Source organism: Stenotrophomonas sp. SMYL8 (genome assembly GCF_036320065.1).
GTDB classification, from domain to species: domain Bacteria; phylum Pseudomonadota; class Gammaproteobacteria; order Xanthomonadales; family Xanthomonadaceae; genus Stenotrophomonas; species Stenotrophomonas maltophilia_A.
Genome location: NZ_JAWIRR010000005.1, coordinates 1 through 18584, shown reverse-complemented (window position 1 = coordinate 18584; position 18584 = coordinate 1). Strand labels below are relative to the sequence as shown.

Here is an 18584-nt window from a genome sequence, read left to right as displayed (position 1 = left end):
TGGTTCCTGCCCCAACCATAGACGTTCCCGCTGCCGCCGCCTACTGCCATTGGCGGGGCTGTCACCCCCGCCGTGCTAGCGTGCTGCCGTGCGTGCCCTGGCCCGGGTGTTGGCGCCGATTCAGAGTGGCCCGCCGATGATCGCAACCAGTCCTACAGGGGTCGTGCCATGAACATCCGTTGGGCCGCGTTGGCGGCCATCCTGCTGGTCGCCGCTGGCTGTGCCAGTACCTCCAAGGTGATGCTGGGCCGCGCCCGCGCACCGATCGATCCGGCGCTGGTGCAGATCTATTCGACGCCACCGGCCGGTTCCCAGGAAATCGCCCAGCTGGAATCGGCGTCCGCCGTCGGCTTCGGCACCCAGGGCCAGACCGATGCCGCCGTGGCACGCCTGAAGCGTGAGGCCGCCGCGCTCGGCGCCAATGGCGTGGTGTTGATGGGCGTGGGCAGCAGTGGCTCGCCGGTGGGCATGTCGGTCGGCGCCGGCACGTTCGGCTCGCACGTCGGTGGCGGCGTCGGCATCGGTATTCCGACCACGCAGAAGCGCGCCGCCGGCGTCGCGATCTGGGTGCCGAATCCGGCACCGCCCGCGCGGTTGCCGACACAAGTGATTACGCCGCAACCGCAGCGGTGACCCGCGAGGGTCACCGCCGGTCGTGCCGGCCGCTGGCCGGCAACCTCAGGAATCCTCTCTGCCCAAGGGAAATGCCGGCCAGCGGCCGGCACTACCCCTGCAATAACCGACGCATCGCTCTGGTAGGTGCCAACCTTGGTTGGCACGAAACCCGCGGCGCCGACCAGTGGCCGGCACTACCGGTGATGCTCAGCGCTTGTACTTCGGCACGAACACCTTGTTCACCGCATCGGCCAGCTGGTCCGGCGGCAGCAGGCCCTGGTCGAGCAGGAAGTTGTTGAACGCCAGGCGATCAAACTTCGCACCCAGTGCCAGCTCGGTCTGCATGCGCAGTTCCAGGATGCGGGTGTAGCCGTAGAAGTAGCTGCCGGCCTGGCCCGGCATGCGCACCATGTAGCGGTCCAGTTCCTGGGTGGCCATCGCCTTGGACAGGCCGACCTGCTCGATCAGCACGCGCTCGCCGTTGGCACGATCGGTCAGGCCAAGGTTGAGCATCGGGTCCAGCATCGCGCGCGCGGCGCGCAGCAGGCGGAACTGCAGGGCGATCATCTGCCCGTCCAGCGGCTCGTACGGCACCATCTCGGCCTCGGCATACAACGCCCAGCCCTCCACGTTCACCGAATTGAACGCGAACATGGTGCGTGCCAGCGAGACGCCACGCTCGACCATGGCGGTGAACTGCAGCTCGTGGCCGGGGCGGCCTTCATGCGCGCTCAGCGTCCACGCCGCCGCGCCGAAGTTGAAATCATCGTACTGCGCGCCCGGGCCCGCGGCCGGGTTGCCCAGCGGCAGCACGAAGGTGCCCTGCTGCCCGGTGTTGTTGACCAGCGGCGCCGGCAGGAAATGCGGTGCCGGGCTGGCCGCGCTCTCGGCGGCCGAACCCAGGCGCATCTGCATGGCGCGCTTGGGCACATCGACGATGGCGTGCTCGCGGATCAGCGGATCGATCGCATCGATCACCTTGCGGTAGTGGCCTTCCAGATGATCGTCGGCGATCTTGTCGGCCTTCAGCGCGCGGATCACCGCCACCGGGTCGCTCGGATCGGCCACCTTCAGGCCCTTGTCCTTCACCACCAGCGGTGCCAGCTGCTGCATCGCCGAACGGGTTTCCATGAATTCCAGCTGCGCGCGCTGCATCAGCAGCTTCGGGTCGATGTCGATGCCGACCTGCTTGAGCTGGTAGGCGTACAACGGCGCCGGCAGGCGTGCGTCGGTGCGCGCCTTCGGCAGCACGGTCGAGCGCGTCCAGCTGGCGTAGTCCTTCATCTGCCCGGCCAGGGCCTTCATCGCTTCGTCGGCGCCGGCGATCTGGTACTTCTTCAGCAGCGACTCGATGCCGGTGATGTAGGTCTCGACGTTGTCCAGCGACTGCTGCACTTCGATCTTCGTCGGCTGCAGCAGGCTGCCGTCCTTCAGCCGTTCCTCGTAGCGCTGGCGGGCCAGCGTGGTGAACGCGGTGCCGCCCGGTTGCAGGCCGGCATAGGCCTTGAGGCGGTTGATCGCCTTGGCCCGACGCTCAGCGGGCACCTGGTCGGACAGCAGCAGGTTGAGGCCGCTGAACACCGTCTGCGGCGCATCGCTCCACGGCAGCAGGTACTTCTCGTTGAGCTCGCTGCCTTCGATGTTCTGGTTGGCCGCGTGGATCATGATCTCCAGGTCCTGGCGGACATTGGGATCCTGCTCGGCGGCCAGCTTCGCCTTCAGTTCGTCGCGTGCCTTGGCCATCGCGGCGCGGTAGCGCTTGCCGTTGTCCGGGCCGAGGTCAGCCACCTTGTCATCGTAGCCGGGCACGCCGAAGAAGCCGGTTTCTTCCGGCTGGAACGGGCCCTGCGCATCGAGCAGGATCTGCGCCAGTGCGTTGCTGCGGGCCACCCAGGCCGGGCTGGCCGGGGTAGCGGCCTTGGCGGCGGGTGCAGCCAGCGCCGGCGGTGCGGACAGCAACGGGGCAGCGGTCAGGGCCAGGGCAACGGCCAACGCGATCGGCTTCATGGTGCACTCCAGGACAGGGTTGCCCGCACCCTACGCGCTCAGCGCGGCGGCGACAATCGGCCGGAGGTCACAACGCCGCGGTCAGCGGGCACTCGCCGCGCTCGCGGCAGGCCTGCAGTTCGCATTCCTGCGCGGCTTCAACGTCATCCAGTGCGGTCAGGTCGAACGTCTGCTTGTTCTCGCCCAGCACGTACATCACCGGGTAGTCCCACACGTCGTCACTGCGGGTACCCTGCACGAACAGCCGGCCGTGCGCATGCGGTCCTTCCAGCGCAACGGTCAGGCCGACGTCGCGCTGGCCGTTCATCGCGGTCTGCATGCTGCCCAGCGGCATCGATTCGATATGCAGCGGCTCGCCAAAGGCTTCCACCAGTTCGATGCTGCAGCCCGCGCGGCGCAACGCTTCGCGCATCGGCGGGCTCTCGCGTGCCGCCTCGCTCCAGCGCAGCACGCTCCAGGTCACCACGCCACCGGCGCCGCCCAGCACCAGCACCACCGTCAACGGCATCGCCCAGCGCCAATGACGGCACCACCAACCGGCGGACGTCTGTCGATGGGCGGGAATCGGTGGTGGCAGGGTCATCGGCGGGCTCCTTCCCGGCTGTGGATCAGGGCTTCAGGCAACGTCCCAGGAAGGCTTCGGCCACGCGGTAGCGATGCAGGGCATCGGCGCCGGACAGGCCATGCTTGGCACCCGGGTAGGTCATCAGCTCGAACGGCTGTGCACGCTTCTGCAACGCGCTCATCAGGCTGGTGGAATTGGTGAACAAGACGTTGTCGTCGGCCATGCCGTGGATCAGCAGCAGCGGCGAGCGCAGGCCGTCGATATGGGTCAGCACGCGCGCTTCGCGGTAACCCGCTTCGTTGCGCGCCGGCAGGTCCATGTAGCGTTCGGTGTAGTGGCTGTCGTACAGGCCCCAGTCGGTCACCGGCGCACCGGCCACGCCACAGGCGTACTGATTCGAGGCCTTGGCCAGCAGCATCAGGGTCATGTAGCCACCGTTGGACCAGCCCTGCACGCCGATGCGCGCCGGGTCCACCCACGATTGCTGCTTCAGCCAGGTCACGCCGCGCAGCTGGTCGGTCACTTCCACCGTGCCCTGCTTGCCGTACAACGCGCCACCGAAGTCACGGCCACGGCGCGGGGTGCCGCGGTTGTCCAGCGAGAACACCACGTAGCCCTGCTGGGCCAGGTACTGGTTGAACAGGTGGTCGCCACGACCGGGCCAGCTGTCGGTGACGGTCTGGCTGGCCGGGCCACCGTAGACGTACACCGCCACCGGGTAACGCTTGGACGGATCGAAGCCGGCCGGCTTGATCAGGCTGTAGTTGAGCGGGGTCTTGCCGTCGGCCGCGGTCAGCGTGCCGAACTCGATCGGGCGCTGTGCATCGCGGTAACGCGCATACGGATGCTTCGGGTCCGCCAGATCGTTCTCGAGCAGGGTGGCGATCTTCTCGCCATTGGCGCGGAACAGTTCGATCTGCGGCGGCGTGGTGCTGTTGGACCAGCTGTCGACATAGACGCTGGCATTGCGGGCGAAGCTGGCGCTGTGCATGCCCGGTGCCTTCGACAGGCGCTGCGGCTCACCGCCCTGCAGCGACACCGCGTAGATCTGGCTTTCGCGCGAGGTCTCGATGCCGGCGCGGAAGTAGGCCTTGCCAGCCTTCTCATCGACCGCCAGCAGTTCGTCCACCGGCCAGTTGCCGTGGGTCAACGCGGTGGCCTTGCCCTTGCTGTCGATACGGTACAGATGCTGGAAACCGGTGCGCTCGGACGACCACAGCACGCTGCCGTCATCGAGGAAACGCAGGCTGTTGTGCAGCGGCACCCAGGTCGGGCTGGTCTCGTGGGCGAGCACGCGCTGACGGTTGGAATCGAGCGCCACTTCCACCAGGTCCAGCTGCTTCTGGTCGCGCGACTGGCGCTGGAAGCTCAGGTGCTGCGCATCGCGCCAATCGACACGAGCCAGATAGATGTCCTGTTCCTTGCCCAGGTCGACCCAGCGCGGCTGCGCATCGGCGGCCGGTGCGATCACGCCCAGCTGCACGCGCACGTTGGCGTCGCCCGCGGCCGGGTAACGCTGCTCGATCACGTCGGTGCGGTCGGCGTAGACCTCGTAGCGCTTCTGCACCGGCACCGGTGCTTCATCGATGCGCGCGAAGGCGATGGCCGAATCATCCGGCGCCCACCAGTAGCCGGTGTGGCGGTCCATTTCCTCGTCGGCGACGAACTCGGCCACGCCGTTGCCGATGGTGGTGCTGCCGTCGCGGGTGAGCTGCAGCTGCTTGCCGCTGGCCAGGTCGATCACCCACAGGTTGCGGCCGCGGATGAAGCTGACGAAACCGCCCTTGGGCGACAGCTTGGCGTCGGTGGCGAATCCTTCACCGTGGGTCAGCTGGCGCACTGCGGCTTGGCCCTGCTGCTTGAGGTCGTACAGGTACAGCTCACCGCCCAACGGGAACAGCAGGCGCTGCGCGTCCGGCGACCACTGGTAATCGACGATACCGGTCATCGCGGCGATGCGCTGGCGCTCGCGGCGGGCCTTTTCCTCATCGCTGAGGGTCTCGGTGCCGGGCAGCACCACCTTGGAATCCACCAGCAGGCGGGTCTGGCCGCTGCCAATGTCATAGGTCCACAGGTCCAGCTGGTTGCGGTCGCTGTCCTTGCCGCGCAGGAAGCTGACCTGCGAACCATCGGGGGCGACCTTCGGCTTCATCAGGGTCGGGCCGGACAGCGGCAGCGGGCCGGTGATGGCTTCCAGGGTCAGCTTTTCGGCGTGGGCGGCGGTACTGGTGGCGAGCATGAGGGCGAGCGAAGCGAACAGGTGGCGCATGGAGGATCCCGGCAAACGGCAGGTCCGCCACCGCGATGGACGCGGGGCGGTCAGCCTCCATCCTAACCAAGCCGGTGCGGGAAGGCAGCATGACCTTCTGCCCATGAGGCATGCCGACCAACGGTCGGCACCCACCGTTCCGGGTCAACGCTGGCCGAACAGGTGCTTGCGCTCTTCGTCGCTGAGCGGCTTGCCGGCGTTGGGGTTCACCTGCTGGCGCAGGGCATAGGCGCGCTGGGTGGCCGGGCGTGCAGCAATCACTTCGTGCCAGCGCTTGAGGTTCGGGAACGCGGCGAAATCCACTGGCAGCTTGTCGTAGGCACCGATCCACGGGTAGCTGGCCATGTCGGCAATGGTGTACGCGTCGCCAGCCAGGAAGGCGTGCTGGGCCAGTCGCTTGTCCATCACCCCGTGCAGGCGGCGCACTTCGTTGTCGTAGCGCTCGATCGCATACGGGATCTTCTCCGGCGCATACACATTGAAGTGGCCCATCTGGCCGCTCATCGGACCCAGGCCGGCCATCTGCCAGAACAGCCACTCCAGGGTGGTGACGCGGCCGCGCGGGTCGCTGGGCAGGAACTGGCCGGTCTTCTCGGCCAGATACAGCAGGATCGCGCCGGACTCGAACACGCTCTGCGGGGCGCCGCCATCGGCCGGGGCGTGGTCGACAATCGCAGGCATCTTGTTGTTGGGCGAGATCGCAAGGAATTCCGGCTTGAACTGGTCGCCCGAGCCGATGTTGACCGGATGGATGCGGTACTCCAGGCCGGCTTCTTCCAACAGCAGGGTCACTTTGTGGCCGTTCGGGGTGGGCCAGTAATACAGGTCGATCATGGCGGCGGCTCGGGGTGCGGAAAGGAACCTGAAGTCTAGTGCGAGAGTTGGGTTGGCACCGTCACGGCAGGCCGGTAACCTCGCGGCTCCCCCGAAACGCACTGTCCTGCATGAGCCACAGTCCTCGCCCCCTGTCCCCGTTGTCCTCGCTGATCTTCGCCTCGCGCTGGCTGCAGCTGCCGCTGTACCTGGGCCTGATCCTTGCCCAGTGCGTCTACGTGTTCCTGTTCGGCAAGGAACTGTGGCACCTGCTGTCCCACTCGGTCTCGATGGGCGAACAGCAGATCATGCTGATCGTGCTGGGCCTGATCGACGTGGTGATGATCTCCAACCTGCTGGTGATGGTGATCGTCGGTGGCTACGAGACCTTCGTCTCGCGCCTGCGCCTGGAAGGCCACCCGGACCAGCCGGAATGGCTGAGCCACGTCAACGCCAGCGTGCTGAAGGTGAAGCTGGCAATGGCGATCATCGGCATCTCCTCGATCCACCTGCTGAAGACTTTCATCGCCACCAGCGCGCTGAAGGGACTGCCGCTGTGCAAGCCGGAACAATGGGCAGCAGCAGTGTCGTCGGCTTCGACCAGCTTCTACAACGCTGGTGTCGATACCTGCACGACCATGACCCAGGAAGGCGTGCTGTGGCAGACCATCATCCACTGCGTGTTCATCCTGTCGGCGATCGGTATTGCCTGGACCGACAAGCTGATGTCCAACAGCCACAGCAAGTCGCACGACCACTGATGCGGCAACCGGCAGCGGTCCTTCGCCGCTGCCCCATCCCAGCCCCTCCCCCTTGTACGCGGCGGTGGCCGGGATGCTAGATTGCACCCTCGCCGTTGCCGGCGGTGGCGTCGGGAAACGTCATCGTTCCGCGCCCGGACCACAGGTCCCGGCCATGCGTATCAACGATTTACGTCACGTCGTCTTCTAGAGGGGAGCAGGATGTCGCACGTCTCAACGATCACCGCCGCGCGCCGGTGGCTGCCGGTTGCTTTGGCACTGGCGCTGGCCGCCTGCTCGGGAAAGGAAGAATCTGCAGCACCGGCCCCGGCCGCCGCACCCGCCACCGCTGCACCGGCCGCACCGGTGGTCGCCGCCAAGGTGCAGTCCATGGGCACCGAACAGCTGCGTGAATCGGCCAGCCAGGCACTGCGCGAGAACCGCATGTACGCGCCGGCCGGCGACAACGCCATCGAGTACTACCTCGCCCTGCGCGACAAGACACCGGACGACGCGTCGGTGAAGAGCGCGCTGACCGACCTGCTGCCCTACACCCTGATCGCCGCCGAGCAGCACCTGGGCCGCGAGGACTACACCGAGGCGCAGCGCCTGGTGGCACTGATCGAGAAGGTGGACGCCTCCGCTCCCGCCCTGCCGCGCCTGAAGGAAGGCCTGGCCAAGGGCGTGGAAAATGCGGCCAAGCGCAGCGAGACCGAAGCCGAGAAGGCCAGGAAGGACGCCGAAGACCGGACCAAGCAGCAGGCCGAACAGCAGCGCCTGACCGAGCAGCGCGCCAAGGAAGCCGATGCGGCCAAGCAGATTGCCGCGCAGCAGGATGCCGCACGCCGCGACAACGAGCGCCAGGAGGCGGAGCGCCAGGCCGCGGCCCGTCGCGATGCCGAACAGAAACAGCAGCAGGCCGCCGCCCAACAGGCCAGCGCCGCACGCCAGGCAGCCGCCGCGGCAGCTCCCACCCTCCGCCCGGTCAGCACGCCGGCGCCGCGCTATCCGGCCGAGGCACTGCGTTCGGGAACGTCGGGCGAAGTGCTGGTGGAGATCACCGTCGGTACCGACGGCTCAGTGGTCAGCGCCCGCGTGCTGCGCGCGACGTCGGGACGGACCTTCGACCGCGAAGCCCTGAACGCGGTCAAGCGCTGGCGCTTCGAGCCGGTCAACGCGCCGGTCACCACCCGCCGCACCCTGGTATTCGCACCGGGCGGCTGACCGCAAAAAAGGGGACGGAGGGGATTAAGTCGTTTCTGCCACCTCCATGACGCCAAGGCCCGGTCCGTCCGGGCCTTGTCCGTTTCAGGCAACGCCATCAATCAGGCGCTGCAACGCCGGATCGCGCGCAGCCAGCACCTGGAACAGGCCCAGCGCATGCAGGCCGGGCAGCAACGCACGCAGGTCGGCTTCGGCAGTGGCGCGGGTGGCATCATCGCCGGTGGGATCCTGCCAGGCACGGACGCTGGCCAGGAAGGCACCGACGCTGCCCTTGCGCACGGTGAGGCCATTTACCTGCACCTCGTTCTGATGGTCCGGAAGAATGTCCTGTGGCTGCATGGGGAAGCGCTCCGTTGAAGTGGGCTCCAGTGTCGGAGCCCGGACGCGACGTTTCTGCCGTATAACTGCCAATTGATATGGCAGATCAGACAACCACCGCATTGATTGACCCGGCGCTGGCCAATGCCGCCGACGGGCCTGCATTGCTGGGGGCGCAGCTGCGCCTGCCGGGTCCGCGCCGCACGGCACGCCACCAGCACGCCCGCGGGCAGCTGCTGGGTGCACATCAGGGCCTGCTGCGGATCGAGGTGGGCGACCTGCACTGGCTGCTGCCGGCGGGTCATGTCGCCTGGATACCACCTTCGCTGCCCCACGCACTGGCCAGTACCAGTGCGTTCGACGGCTGGAGCCTGTACTTCAGCGCGCAGGCCTGCACCGACCTGCCTGCAGCCCCTCGCATCTTCCAGCCGGTGCCCCTGCTGCAGGCCGCGGTGATTCGGGCGCTGCAGTGGCCGCATGTTCCGCTTGATGCCACACAGGCACGACTGGCCGGTGTGATCGCCGATGAGATTGCCGCCAGCACGCCTCTGCCGCTTGCCCTGCCACAACCGCGCGACCGTCGCCTGCGACGGATCGCTGCCGCACTTACACGTTCACCAGACGATCTTCGCAGCGTCGAGGACTGGGCGGCCGCGATTGGACTGTCCAGCCGCAGCCTGGCGCGCCATTGGCTGGCCGAGACCCACATGACGCTGAGCCAATGGCGGCAACGCCTGCGGGTGCTGCTGGCACTACCACGCCTGCTGGCGGGAGAGCCGGTGATCAGCGTCGCGCTGTCGATGGGCTACGACACACCCAGTGCCTTCATCGCCGTGTTCAAGCGCGAGATGGGGGTGACGCCTGCGCGGTATGCCGGCGGTTGACGTATTCAACGCTCCCGCTGTCTTTCCTCGCGACCTAAACTGCGGATTGATCTCAAAAGGAAGACGCATGAAGTATGACGACGCCAGCTGGCATTCCGACGGTGACTTCCCCGCGGATCTTCCGGCTGAAGCCGGTGCCACCCACATTGGCATGTACCTGGCCTGGCTGTTGTTGCAGGGCATGGCGGACGAGGAACTGGCTGATGACATGCAGGACGAGCTGGAAGCCTTGACCCGGCGCACGATGACACCGGGTCAGTTCCTTCTGGTGTGCGATGGCAAGTTCGTTGACGAGATGATCAACGACGAGGCGAACGCATTCACGCTGGGGTACTACCAGGCCGATGATTGCCTGTACCCCGACGATTACATCGAGCTGCTCGCGGATGATCTCCCGTCGCTGTACCACGTCGCCGATACCTGGGAGAACTTCGACCGACTGGCACCGGTGATCGCTCAACGCTTCGCTGCTTGGCAGGCAGCACAGGCCTGAAAAAGAGAGGCCCGGAATGACCGGGCCTCGTTTCATATCCGCCGGGCACGGCCCGGCACTACCAGTGGCAGTCAGCCCGAGATCGCCAGGCGCTCGTTGTGGTAACGGCGCACGGCGGCGAACCACAGCAGTGCGGCCAGGCCGAGGCTGGCACCGAGATAGATGGCCCAGACCGACGGCGTGATGGTCTCGTGGCGGATCACCTTCAACAGCATCTGGTTCTGCGACAGGAACGGCACGGCGTACTGCCACAGCTCGCTCTTCAGCGGATAGGCCACCAGCGCGTAGCCGGGCATCATCGGCAACAGCATCAGCCAGGTCATGTGGCTCTGCGCTTCCTTCATGCTCTTGGCCGCGGCCGACAGGAAGGTCAGCAGCGAGGTGCCGATCATCAGCATCGGCAACATCACCAGCAGCATCTGCAGCATCGAGGCGACGTTCATGTTGAACTGGCGGCCGATGTTGCCGGGCGCGATCTGTGCGCTCACCTTGAACGCCACCAGGGTCAGCAGCAGCGATACGAACCCGACCACGCAGGCAGCCGCGATCTTGCCGCTGACGATCGCGCTGCGCGAGCCGGGCGTGGCCAGCAGCGGTTCCAGTGACTGCCGCTCGCGCTCGCCGGCGGTGGCATCCATCACCAGATAGGCGCCGCCGATGAACGAGGTCAGCGTGAGCAGCACCGGCAGCAGCATCGACAGGATCATGCCGCGCTTGGCTTCGGCACTGGCCAGGTCCTGGCGTGCCACGTCCAGCGGCCGCGCCACCTGAGCGTCGATGCCACGCGCCATCAATCGCAGCGCGCCCACCTGGCCGTTGTAGGTCGCCAGCGCCGCCTCCAGACGCGCACTGGGCACTTCAGCGGCACGGCGGGTACTGTCCTTGATCACCTCCACCAGCGCCGGCTTGCCATCGGCCCAGTCCTGGCCGAAGTCATCGCTGATGCGCAGCGCCACGTCGATGTCCTGGCTGCGGATGGCCTCGGCCAGGTCCTTCGGCGCCGGTGCGGTGTTCAGCCCCTGCGCGGCGAGGAAACGCACCAGATTGGGGGCGTTGTCCGCACCGATGGTCGGAATCTGCAGCGGTTGTTCGATCTGGGTGCGTACCCGGCTCTCGGCCAGCTTGCCCATGCCCAGCAGCAGCACCGGGTACAGCAGCGGCCCGAACAGCAGGGTCAGCAGCAGCGTGCGGCGATCACGGGAAAGGTCGCGCAGTTCCTTGCGCATCACCGTCATCAGGGTCGACATCATGCTCATGCGTGCAGGCCCTCTTCGCTGCCGATCAGTTTCACGAACGCGTCTTCCAGGTTGGATTCGCCGGCTTGCGCACGCAGTTCATCGGCGCTGCCGGCAGCCATCACCGTGCCCTTGGCGATGATCACGATGTGATCGCACAGCGCGGCCACCTCCTGCATGATGTGGCTGGACAGGATCACGCAGCGGCCCTCTTCGCGCAGGCCCAGCAGGAAGCGGCGCAGTGCGCGCGTGGTCATCACGTCCAGGCCGTTGGTCGGCTCATCCAGAATGACGTTGCGCGGGTCGTGCACCAGCGCGCGGGCGATCGCGGTCTTGGTGCGCTGGCCCTGCGAGAAGCCATCGGTCTGGCGGTCGAGGATGTCACCCATGTCCAGGGCATGCGACAGCACTTCGATGCGTTCGCGGATGCGCTCGGCCGACAGGCCATGCAGCTCGCCGAAGTAGGCGATGTTCTCGCGCGCGGTCAGGCGCTTGTAGACGCCACGCGCATCGGGCAGCACGCCAAGGTGGCGGCGTACTTCCACCGGATTGCGTGCGGCATCGACACCATCGACGCTGATGCTGCCCTGGTCCGGGGTCATCAGCGTGTACAGCATGCGCATGGTAGTGGTCTTGCCGGCACCATTGGGGCCCAGCAGACCGGTGATGCGGCCGTCCTCGGCGCGGAAGCCGACGTTGGAGACCGCCTGGATGCGGCCGGTGCGGGTGTCGAAAGCCTTGTGCAGGTTGTCGGCGACGATCATGGTTCCCATCCGTTGAACGAGGTGAACGCCGGCACGTAGCTCAGCGTGTCCAGGCAGCCGGCATCCAGCGCCTTGGCATCGGTCTTGTCGATGAACTGGCCGAGCAGGCGCGGCATGCAGCCGGCACTCAGCGTGCCGTGGCCCTGGCCGCGGGCGACCAGCGCGCGGCCATTGGGCAGGCCCTTGAGGACCTGTTCGGCATAGCGTGGTGGCGTCACCGGGTCGAGTTCACCGGACAGCAGCAGCGCCGGTACGTCGCTGCGCAGCGGCACGGCATTGGCCGCTGGCGCCGGCTGGTGCGGCCATACCGGGCAGGCCGCGAAGAAGGCACTGGCCACGTCGTTGCCGAACAGTCGCTCCGGGTCCTCGGCCGGCGCCTTGTAACGCGGCGCATCCTCGCTGCAGATCACCGACCACTGCATGCCTCGGTTGATCTGGAAATCCATGCTGCGGCTCGCACCGCGTGCCAGCGACGCCAGCGGTGCATAGCGGCCATGCGCGGCTTCATCGAGCACCAGCGGCAGCAGCGAGGAATACTGCGGCACATAGGAGAAGGCGAACGCCAGGCCGATCACGCTGTCCGGACTCAGCACATCCTGCCGGGTCTGGTTGGTGCCGGGGTCGCGATACTCCACCGAGACCGGCGCACGGCGCAGGGTCTCGACCACGCTGCGCAGCTGCGCGCGGGTGTCGGTCGGGAAGCGTTTGCTGCAGGCGGCATCCTTGCGGCACTGCGCCGACTGCAGGGCGATCGCATCCTCGAACGTCGTGGCGAAGTCGCCGCCCACCACCAGTTCATTGGGCACTACGCCATCGATGACGATGCTGCGGGTGTGCTGCGGATAGGCACCGGCATAGCGCTGGGCCACGCGGGTACCGTATGAGCCGCCGACCAGGTTGATCCGGTCCACGCCCAAGGCCTGGCGTACCGCATCCAGGTCGGCGATGGCTTCGGTGGTCGTGTAGAAGCGGGCATCGGCACGCCCCTGCAGCGAGGCCGCGCAGCGCTGCGCGTAGTCGCGCAGCGACGCCTCGGTGGGAGCGGCGTCCTCGTCCATCTGCAGGTCCTTGCCGTCCGCGCCGAGGCAGCTGAGCGGGTTGGAGCCACCGGTACCCCGCTGGTCGACAAGGAAGATGTCGCGCTGCTTGCGCACCTGGCGCAGCGCGGTATCGACGATGACCGCCACTTCGCTGGCCGCCTGGCCGGGACCACCGGCCAGGAAGAACACCGGGTCGGGCTGGCTGGAGCCGCTGCTGCCCGATTCCAGCCAGGCGATGCGCAGGCCAATGCGTCGGCCATCGGGCTGGGCCCGGTCCTCCGGCACCTGCAGGGTGGCGCACTGCGCTTCCACGTTGGCGCTGGCGCCTTCGGTGGACAACGTGCAGGGCTGGAAGTCGATCGTGCCGAAACGGCGGCTGGGTGCATCGCTGGCGCTTTCGGCGCCGGGTGATGGTGACTGGCTGCAACCGGCAAGCATCAGGCTGGCCAACGCCGCGGCCAACGCGAGGTGGTGTCTTTGCATCGTGCTCGTTTCCCCTGGAGGACGTTCCTGGCAACCACGACGGGCTGCCGCGGAAGATGTGACTCAACTTACACGGGCACGGCGTCGTCGGCGATGGGCAGACGCGAAATCTCCGCGGGCGTGGCGCAGGCCAGGCGGTCGCGGCCTGCGGCCTTGGCCCGGTACAGCGCCGCATCCGCCGCTGCCAGCAGCGTGGACAGGTCGCCATGGCCGTCGTCCATGGCCAGGCCGATGCTGGCGGTGACCGTCACCGGCCCGGTGCCCAGCCGCGCCGGCTTCTGCTGCAGAGCGGTACGGATCGCGGCGGCCCACGCCATCGCTTCACCCTGTGTGCTGCCGGCCAGCACCAGCACGAACTCCTCGCCACCGTAGCGGCCCAGCAGCGTGTCGTGGCCCTGCAAACCGTGCTGCAGCAGCGCAGCGAAGTGACGCAGTACCTGGTCACCGGCCAGGTGGCCCCAGCGGTCGTTGATCTGCTTGAAGTGATCGACGTCGACCAGCAGCAGGGCCAGTGGCCGGCCCTGCCGACGCAGCCGCTGCAACTGCGCCTGGCCATCGGCCAGCACCGCGCTGCGGTTGAGCAGCCCGGTCAGGCCATCGGTGCGTGCCGCACGCCGCAGATCGACCAGCATGCGCTCGACCAGCAGCAGCACCATCGCGAAACATCGCGCCAGCTCCAGCATCACCCCGGCAATGTAGGTGACGAACATCGGCGTGCCGGTGCGCATGATGTCCTCACCGGCATCGGGCGCCACCGGCAGGAACAGGCGCACCGCGTACAGTGCCGCCTCGGCCAGGAACACCGCCGCCGCCAGACGGCAGCTGGTGCGCTGCTGCACGGGGGCATGCCGCAGCAGCAGCCATGCGATCCAGCCATCGACCAGCAGCGTGAACACACTGAACACCTGCAGGCGCACGCCCAGGTCCGGCCAGAGCACCAGGAAGGCGAAGATGCAGGCCATGAACGCGGCTGCCATCAACAACGGCCGCCACAGCGGCAGCGGCTGTTCCAGATGCAGCGCCACGCCGCGCAGCATCAGCACCGCGCAACCGGCCATCGCCGCATTCCCGGCCAGTATGGCCGGCGCCAACGGCAGGTAGGGGCGCAGCGCCAGCAGGGTCACGCCCAGGGTCAGCAGCCACAGGCTGGCGGTCCACTGGCGCAGCACCGGTTGCCCGCGCAGCACGACCAGCAGCAGCGAGAACCCCACGGCGATGCCGATGCAGAGCAGGAAGCCAAGCACGGTGATGGTGGGGAAATCCAGGGACATGCGGCGCTCGTCGGCCGGGGCGGCGCGCGCATCTTAGCGCCTTGTGGTGCGATCCCCGTGGCACTGCCTGGCCCGATGGCGATGCCGGGTCTGAAAACGGCGAGCATGACGGCCGGTGCGTGCGCAGAATCCGGGAAAACCAAGGAGACGCCCATGCATGCGTGGTACCTCGGTGGCCTCGACCACCGCCCCTTCCAGCACCTGTTCGAGAAGAGTGACACCGCGCTGGCTGCGCTGGGCATCCAGCGTCGCTGGGCCGGCGAAACAGGAGGCCATCCCTGCCGGATCAGCCTGAGCGATCCGCCCAGCGGCAGCGAGCTGCTGCTGTTGTCCCATGTGCACCTGCCGCTGCACTCGCCCTATCACGCCTCGGGCCCGATCTTCGTGCAGCGTGGCGTAACGCGCTGCGTGATGCCGCCGGGTGAGGTGCCCGCCTATGTACAGCGCCGTACGATCTCGTTGCGCGCCTATGACCAGGCTGCATTGATGCTGGCCGCAGAGATCAGCGCGGGCACTGATGTTGCCGCCCGGCTGGACGCGCTGTTTGCCGACCCTGCCGTGGCCTTCGTGCAACTGCACAACGCGGCCCACGGTTGCTTCTCATGCCAGGCGGATCGAGTGGGTATGGCGTCGACGTAGCAGGATCTCCACGACGTGATCGATGCCACGCCGAACACGTGATCACCAGCGCATCCGTTCAGTCCCGCGTGAAGCCTGCGGGAAGGGCTTCACACCCACAGTCACGGATCGGCGCTTCCGTGGTTCCTCAGCCTGCATCGCGACTCGATACTCGCCGTGGTGCCGCCGAAAGCCCGCCGTGCAGCGCAGCTCCTGCGGTCACCGTTCTCTTTCGACGACCACAAGGAAGCGCCATGTCATTCCGATCCACACCGCTGTTGCTGGCCACCTCGTTCGCCGCTGCGGGCCTGTGCCTGGCCGGCAACGCATTCGCCCACGGCACCATGACCACGCCGGTCAGCCGCGTTTATGCCTGTTTCCAGGGCAATCCGGAGAACCCGACCAACCCGGCCTGCGCCGCCGCGAAAGCGGTAGGCGGTTCGCAGGCGTTCTACGACTGGAATGGCATCAACCAGGCCAATGCCAACGGCAACCACCAGGCCGTGGTGCCCGACGGCAAGCTGTGCAGCGGCAACAACCCGACCTTCCGTGGGCTGGATGTAAACCGCAGCGACTGGCAGACCACACCGATCCAGCCAGACGCCAACGGCAAGTTCACCTTCGTGTTCAAGGCAACCGCGCCGCACGCCACGCGTGACTGGCGCTTCTTCGTCACCCGCGACGGCTGGCAACCGGGCAGCCCGCTGCGTTGGGCCGATCTGCAGGAGTTCTGCACGCTGGGCAACACGCCGCTGTCGGCCGATGGCACCTACAAGCTGCAGTGCACGCTGCCACAGCGCAGCGGCCAGCATGTGATCTACAACACCTGGCAGCGCTCGGATTCGACCGAAGCGTTCTACACCTGCATGGACGTGCGCTTTGAAGGAGGCGGTGGCAGCACTCCGCCCGCAGCGCAGTGGCAGGATGCCGGCCCGGTCACCGCGCGCGGCGAGCTGCCGGTCGGCACCACCCTGGCGTTGCGCGTGTTCAACGCCAACGGCAATGACGTCGAACGCGTGGAAGCGACCCTGGCCAGTGGCCAGACTGCGGCCGCGCAGTGGCCGTTGGCGCTGGCCCGCAAGGTCAATACCAGCGCCCAGCACGCAAGCGTGGGCGTGCTCAGCAATGGCGTGATCACACCGACGGCCTCGGCCACCGCCAACCGCGTGTACCTGAAGGATGGCAACCGCTTCCAGCTCGATACCCAGGTGCCCGACCCCGGCACGCCATCACCGGGCGGTGATTTTGACCACGTGTATCCCGCCGGTATCGGCAGCTACGTGCCGGGCCAGACCGTGGTGAAGGGCGGCGACGGCAAGCTTTATGCCTGCCGCCCGTTCCCGGAAGGTGCATGGTGCAACGTCAACGCCGAAGCCTACCGGCCGGGCGTGGGTGCAGCATGGCGCGATGCGTGGATCGCGTACTGAGGCAGTGATGCGGGAGGCGGTGCACAGTGCACCGCCTTTCGCCCGGATGGCTGCACAGTGAGCACCGTGTTGCAGATCGAACACAGCCGCCATCGATTTCAAACTTGTCCGATGTTGCCGACGGCCCTGCATGTGAAGACTGCGCGAGGTTTCCCACACTTCGCAAAGGAGTTCCTGCATGCACCTGTCCCACCGGGCAGTCCTCGCTCTGTCCGTCGTTGCCGGCCTGGCCCTGTCCGGCAGCGCCTTCGCACACGGCACCATGACCAAGCCGCTCAGCCGCGTGAAGCAGTGCCACGAGGGCAATCCGGAGAACCCGACCAACCCGGCCTGTGCCGCGGCCAAGGCCATCGGTGGCGCGCAGCCGTTCTATGACTGGAGCGCGATCGCCCACGGCAACGCCAATGGCAACCACCGCGATCTGGTGCGTGACGGCGAGCTGTGCAGCGCCAGCATCCCCAAGTACCGCGGGCTCGACCTGAACCGCAGCGACTGGCCGACCACCCCGGTCCGCGCCGATTCGCGCGGCCGCTACACCTTCGAATTCCGGGCACCGGCGCCGCACGCCACCCGCGAGTGGAAGTTCTATGTCACCCGCGATGGCTGGCAGCCGGGCAGCCCGCTGCGCTGGGCCGACCTGCAGGAATTCTGCACCCTGGGCAACGTGCCGCTGTCCGAAGGCGGCGTCTACAAGCTGGACTGCCCGCTGCCCAAGCGCAGTGGCCAGCACATCATCTACAACACCTGGCAGCGCTCGGATTCGCAGGAAGCGTTCTATACCTGCATGGACGTGCGCTTCGAAGGTGGCGGTGGCGTGGTTCCGCCGCCGCAGTGGCAGGATGCCGGTGCAGTAACCGCCAATGGCGCGCTGGAGGTGGACAGCACCGTGACCCTGCGCGTGTTCAACGCCAACGGCAATGACCTGGAGCGTCTGGAAACCAAGCTGGCGACCGGCCAGACCAGCCCGACGCAGTGGCCGCTGGCCCTGGCCCGCAAGGTCAACGCCAGCGCACAGCACGCCCGCGTGGGCGTGATGAAGAACGGCGTGATCACACCGGTCGCCTCGGCTACCGACAACCGCGTGTACCTGAAGCCGGGCAACCGCTTCCAGCTGGAAACCCAGGTGCCGGGTCCGGGCCCGATCGATCCGGTCGATCCGCCGGGCGGCGACTTCGACTTCGTGTACCCGGCCGGCCTCGGCAGCTACAAGCCGGGCGAGACCGTGGTGAAGGGCACCGACGGCAAGCTGTACGCCTGCCGCCCGTTCCCGGAAGGCGCCTGGTGCAACATCAACGCCGATGCCTATCGTCCGGGCACCGGCTATGCGTGGCGCGACGCCTGGATCGCGTACTGAGGCTGGACACCGGGGCGGCGTGATGCCGCCTCCGTTTCATGGGGTTGCCGGCCAGCGGCCGGCACTACCAGGGTCCACGCGGTTGCCGGCCAGCGGCCGGCACTACCAGGGTCCACGCGGTTGCCGGCCCGCGGCCGGCGCTACCCGGACTTACTTGCTGCTGACGTACTTCTCGCGGCGGATCTGCGGGTTGCCCAGGCCAGCGGCCTTCAGCAGTTCGGCACAGGCGTCGACCATGTCCGGGTTGCCGCACAGGTAGGCAATGTCGGTGGCCGGGTCCGGGGTGAAGCCGGCCAGCGCCTGCTGGACGTAGCCGTGCTGCACGTCCAGTTGCGGATCAGCCGGCAGTTCGCGCGACAGGCATGGAACATAGCGGAAGTTCGGGTGTTTTTCGGCGAAGCTGTAGAAATCTTCGCTATACAGCAGCTCGCCCGGGCTGCGCGCGCCCTGCAGCAGCACGATCT

The 18584-nt window shown here is 67.3% G+C and carries 17 protein-coding genes and 1 pseudogene; 8 read left to right on the top strand and 10 right to left on the bottom strand.

From position 1 onward, the window contains the following. The first annotated feature begins 168 nt into the window (after positions 1 to 168). Positions 169 to 633, top strand: a complete 465-nt coding sequence (locus V3B25_RS06300) for a hypothetical protein (RefSeq protein ID WP_014038879.1) — start codon at positions 169 to 171, stop codon at positions 631 to 633. 189 nt (positions 634 to 822) lie between these two features. Here the strand turns inward: V3B25_RS06300 and V3B25_RS06295 are convergent, their stop codons facing one another. From V3B25_RS06295 to V3B25_RS06280, 4 genes are all read right to left on the bottom strand, one after another. Beyond that, the gene (locus V3B25_RS06295) at positions 823 to 2622 is read right to left on the bottom strand and encodes a DUF885 domain-containing protein (protein WP_201117615.1); all 1800 of its coding nucleotides are present in this window, start codon (positions 2620 to 2622) and stop codon (positions 823 to 825) included. Positions 2623 to 2689: 67 nt separating this feature from the next. Further along, the gene (locus tag V3B25_RS06290) at positions 2690 to 3205 is read right to left on the bottom strand and encodes a cytochrome c oxidase assembly factor Coa1 family protein (RefSeq protein ID WP_329810325.1); all 516 of its coding nucleotides are present in this window, start codon (positions 3203 to 3205) and stop codon (positions 2690 to 2692) included. Positions 3206 to 3230: 25 nt separating this feature from the next. Beyond that, positions 3231 to 5456: a S9 family peptidase gene (locus tag V3B25_RS06285; protein WP_032129127.1), complete on the bottom strand. Its 2226-nt coding sequence runs from the start codon at positions 5454 to 5456 to the stop codon at positions 3231 to 3233. A gap of 144 nt (positions 5457 to 5600) precedes the next feature. Next, a complete protein-coding gene (locus tag V3B25_RS06280) occupies positions 5601 to 6290 on the bottom strand; it encodes a glutathione binding-like protein (protein WP_049424130.1) in 690 nt (229 codons plus the stop codon). A 110-nt stretch (positions 6291 to 6400) separates the two neighbouring features. Here V3B25_RS06280 and V3B25_RS06275 point away from each other — a divergent pair, with 110 nt between their 5' ends. Both V3B25_RS06275 and V3B25_RS06270 read left to right on the top strand, forming a co-directional pair. Further along, a complete protein-coding gene (locus V3B25_RS06275) occupies positions 6401 to 7030 on the top strand; it encodes a TIGR00645 family protein (protein WP_032129129.1) in 630 nt (209 codons plus the stop codon). Between the two features lie 201 nt (positions 7031 to 7231). Continuing rightward, entirely contained in the window at positions 7232 to 8233 is a 1002-nt protein-coding gene (locus V3B25_RS06270) for an energy transducer TonB (protein ID WP_049424132.1), read from the top strand. Positions 8234 to 8317: 84 nt separating this feature from the next. Here V3B25_RS06270 and V3B25_RS06265 read toward each other — a convergent pair whose 3' ends face one another. Further along, positions 8318 to 8572 (bottom strand): hypothetical protein, encoded by a 255-nt coding sequence (locus V3B25_RS06265; protein ID WP_049424135.1) that lies wholly within the window; start codon positions 8570 to 8572, stop codon positions 8318 to 8320. 77 nt (positions 8573 to 8649) lie between these two features. Here V3B25_RS06265 and V3B25_RS06260 point away from each other — a divergent pair, with 77 nt between their 5' ends. Beyond that, positions 8650 to 9435, top strand: a complete 786-nt coding sequence (locus V3B25_RS06260) for a helix-turn-helix transcriptional regulator (protein WP_049424137.1) — start codon at positions 8650 to 8652, stop codon at positions 9433 to 9435. A 67-nt stretch (positions 9436 to 9502) separates the two neighbouring features. Then, complete coding sequence (locus tag V3B25_RS06255; protein WP_049424139.1) at positions 9503 to 9928, top strand: hypothetical protein; 426 nt, start codon at positions 9503 to 9505, stop codon at positions 9926 to 9928. 71 nt (positions 9929 to 9999) lie between these two features. Here V3B25_RS06255 and V3B25_RS06250 read toward each other — a convergent pair whose 3' ends face one another. The 4 genes from V3B25_RS06250 to V3B25_RS06235 all read right to left on the bottom strand — a co-directional run bounded on the left by V3B25_RS06250 (position 10000) and on the right by V3B25_RS06235 (position 14721). Next, positions 10000 to 11184 carry an ABC transporter permease gene (locus tag V3B25_RS06250; protein WP_049424141.1) on the bottom strand — a complete coding sequence of 395 codons (1185 nt, stop codon included), beginning with the start codon at positions 11182 to 11184 and terminating at the stop codon, positions 10000 to 10002. Then, entirely contained in the window at positions 11181 to 11927 is a 747-nt protein-coding gene (locus V3B25_RS06245) for an ATP-binding cassette domain-containing protein (protein WP_012512433.1), read from the bottom strand. Before V3B25_RS06245 ends, V3B25_RS06250 begins: the two co-directional genes overlap by 4 nt. Beyond that, positions 11924 to 13450, bottom strand: coding sequence for an alpha/beta fold hydrolase (locus V3B25_RS06240; RefSeq protein ID WP_164080909.1), 1527 nt, complete (start codon positions 13448 to 13450; stop codon positions 11924 to 11926). The genes V3B25_RS06245 and V3B25_RS06240 overlap by 4 nt, the downstream gene beginning before the upstream one ends. 68 nt (positions 13451 to 13518) lie before the next feature. Continuing rightward, entirely contained in the window at positions 13519 to 14721 is a 1203-nt protein-coding gene (locus tag V3B25_RS06235; protein ID WP_049424145.1) for a GGDEF domain-containing protein, read from the bottom strand. A 153-nt stretch (positions 14722 to 14874) separates the two neighbouring features. Here V3B25_RS06235 and V3B25_RS06230 point away from each other — a divergent pair, with 153 nt between their 5' ends. The 3 genes from V3B25_RS06230 (at position 14875) to V3B25_RS06220 (ending at position 18120) form a co-directional block, all read left to right on the top strand. Next, entirely contained in the window at positions 14875 to 15360 is a 486-nt protein-coding gene (locus V3B25_RS06230) for a DUF1203 domain-containing protein (RefSeq protein WP_329810324.1), read from the top strand. A 233-nt stretch (positions 15361 to 15593) separates the two neighbouring features. Continuing rightward, positions 15594 to 16766 (top strand): lytic polysaccharide monooxygenase, encoded by a 1173-nt coding sequence (locus tag V3B25_RS06225; protein ID WP_329810323.1) that lies wholly within the window; start codon positions 15594 to 15596, stop codon positions 16764 to 16766. Between the two features lie 178 nt (positions 16767 to 16944). Next, positions 16945 to 18120, top strand: coding sequence for a lytic polysaccharide monooxygenase (locus V3B25_RS06220; protein WP_329810322.1), 1176 nt, complete (start codon positions 16945 to 16947; stop codon positions 18118 to 18120). Positions 18121 to 18270: 150 nt separating this feature from the next. Here the strand turns inward: V3B25_RS06220 and V3B25_RS06215 are convergent. Then, positions 18271 to 18584: pseudogene (locus V3B25_RS06215) on the bottom strand (ferredoxin--NADP reductase); the annotation flags it as partial.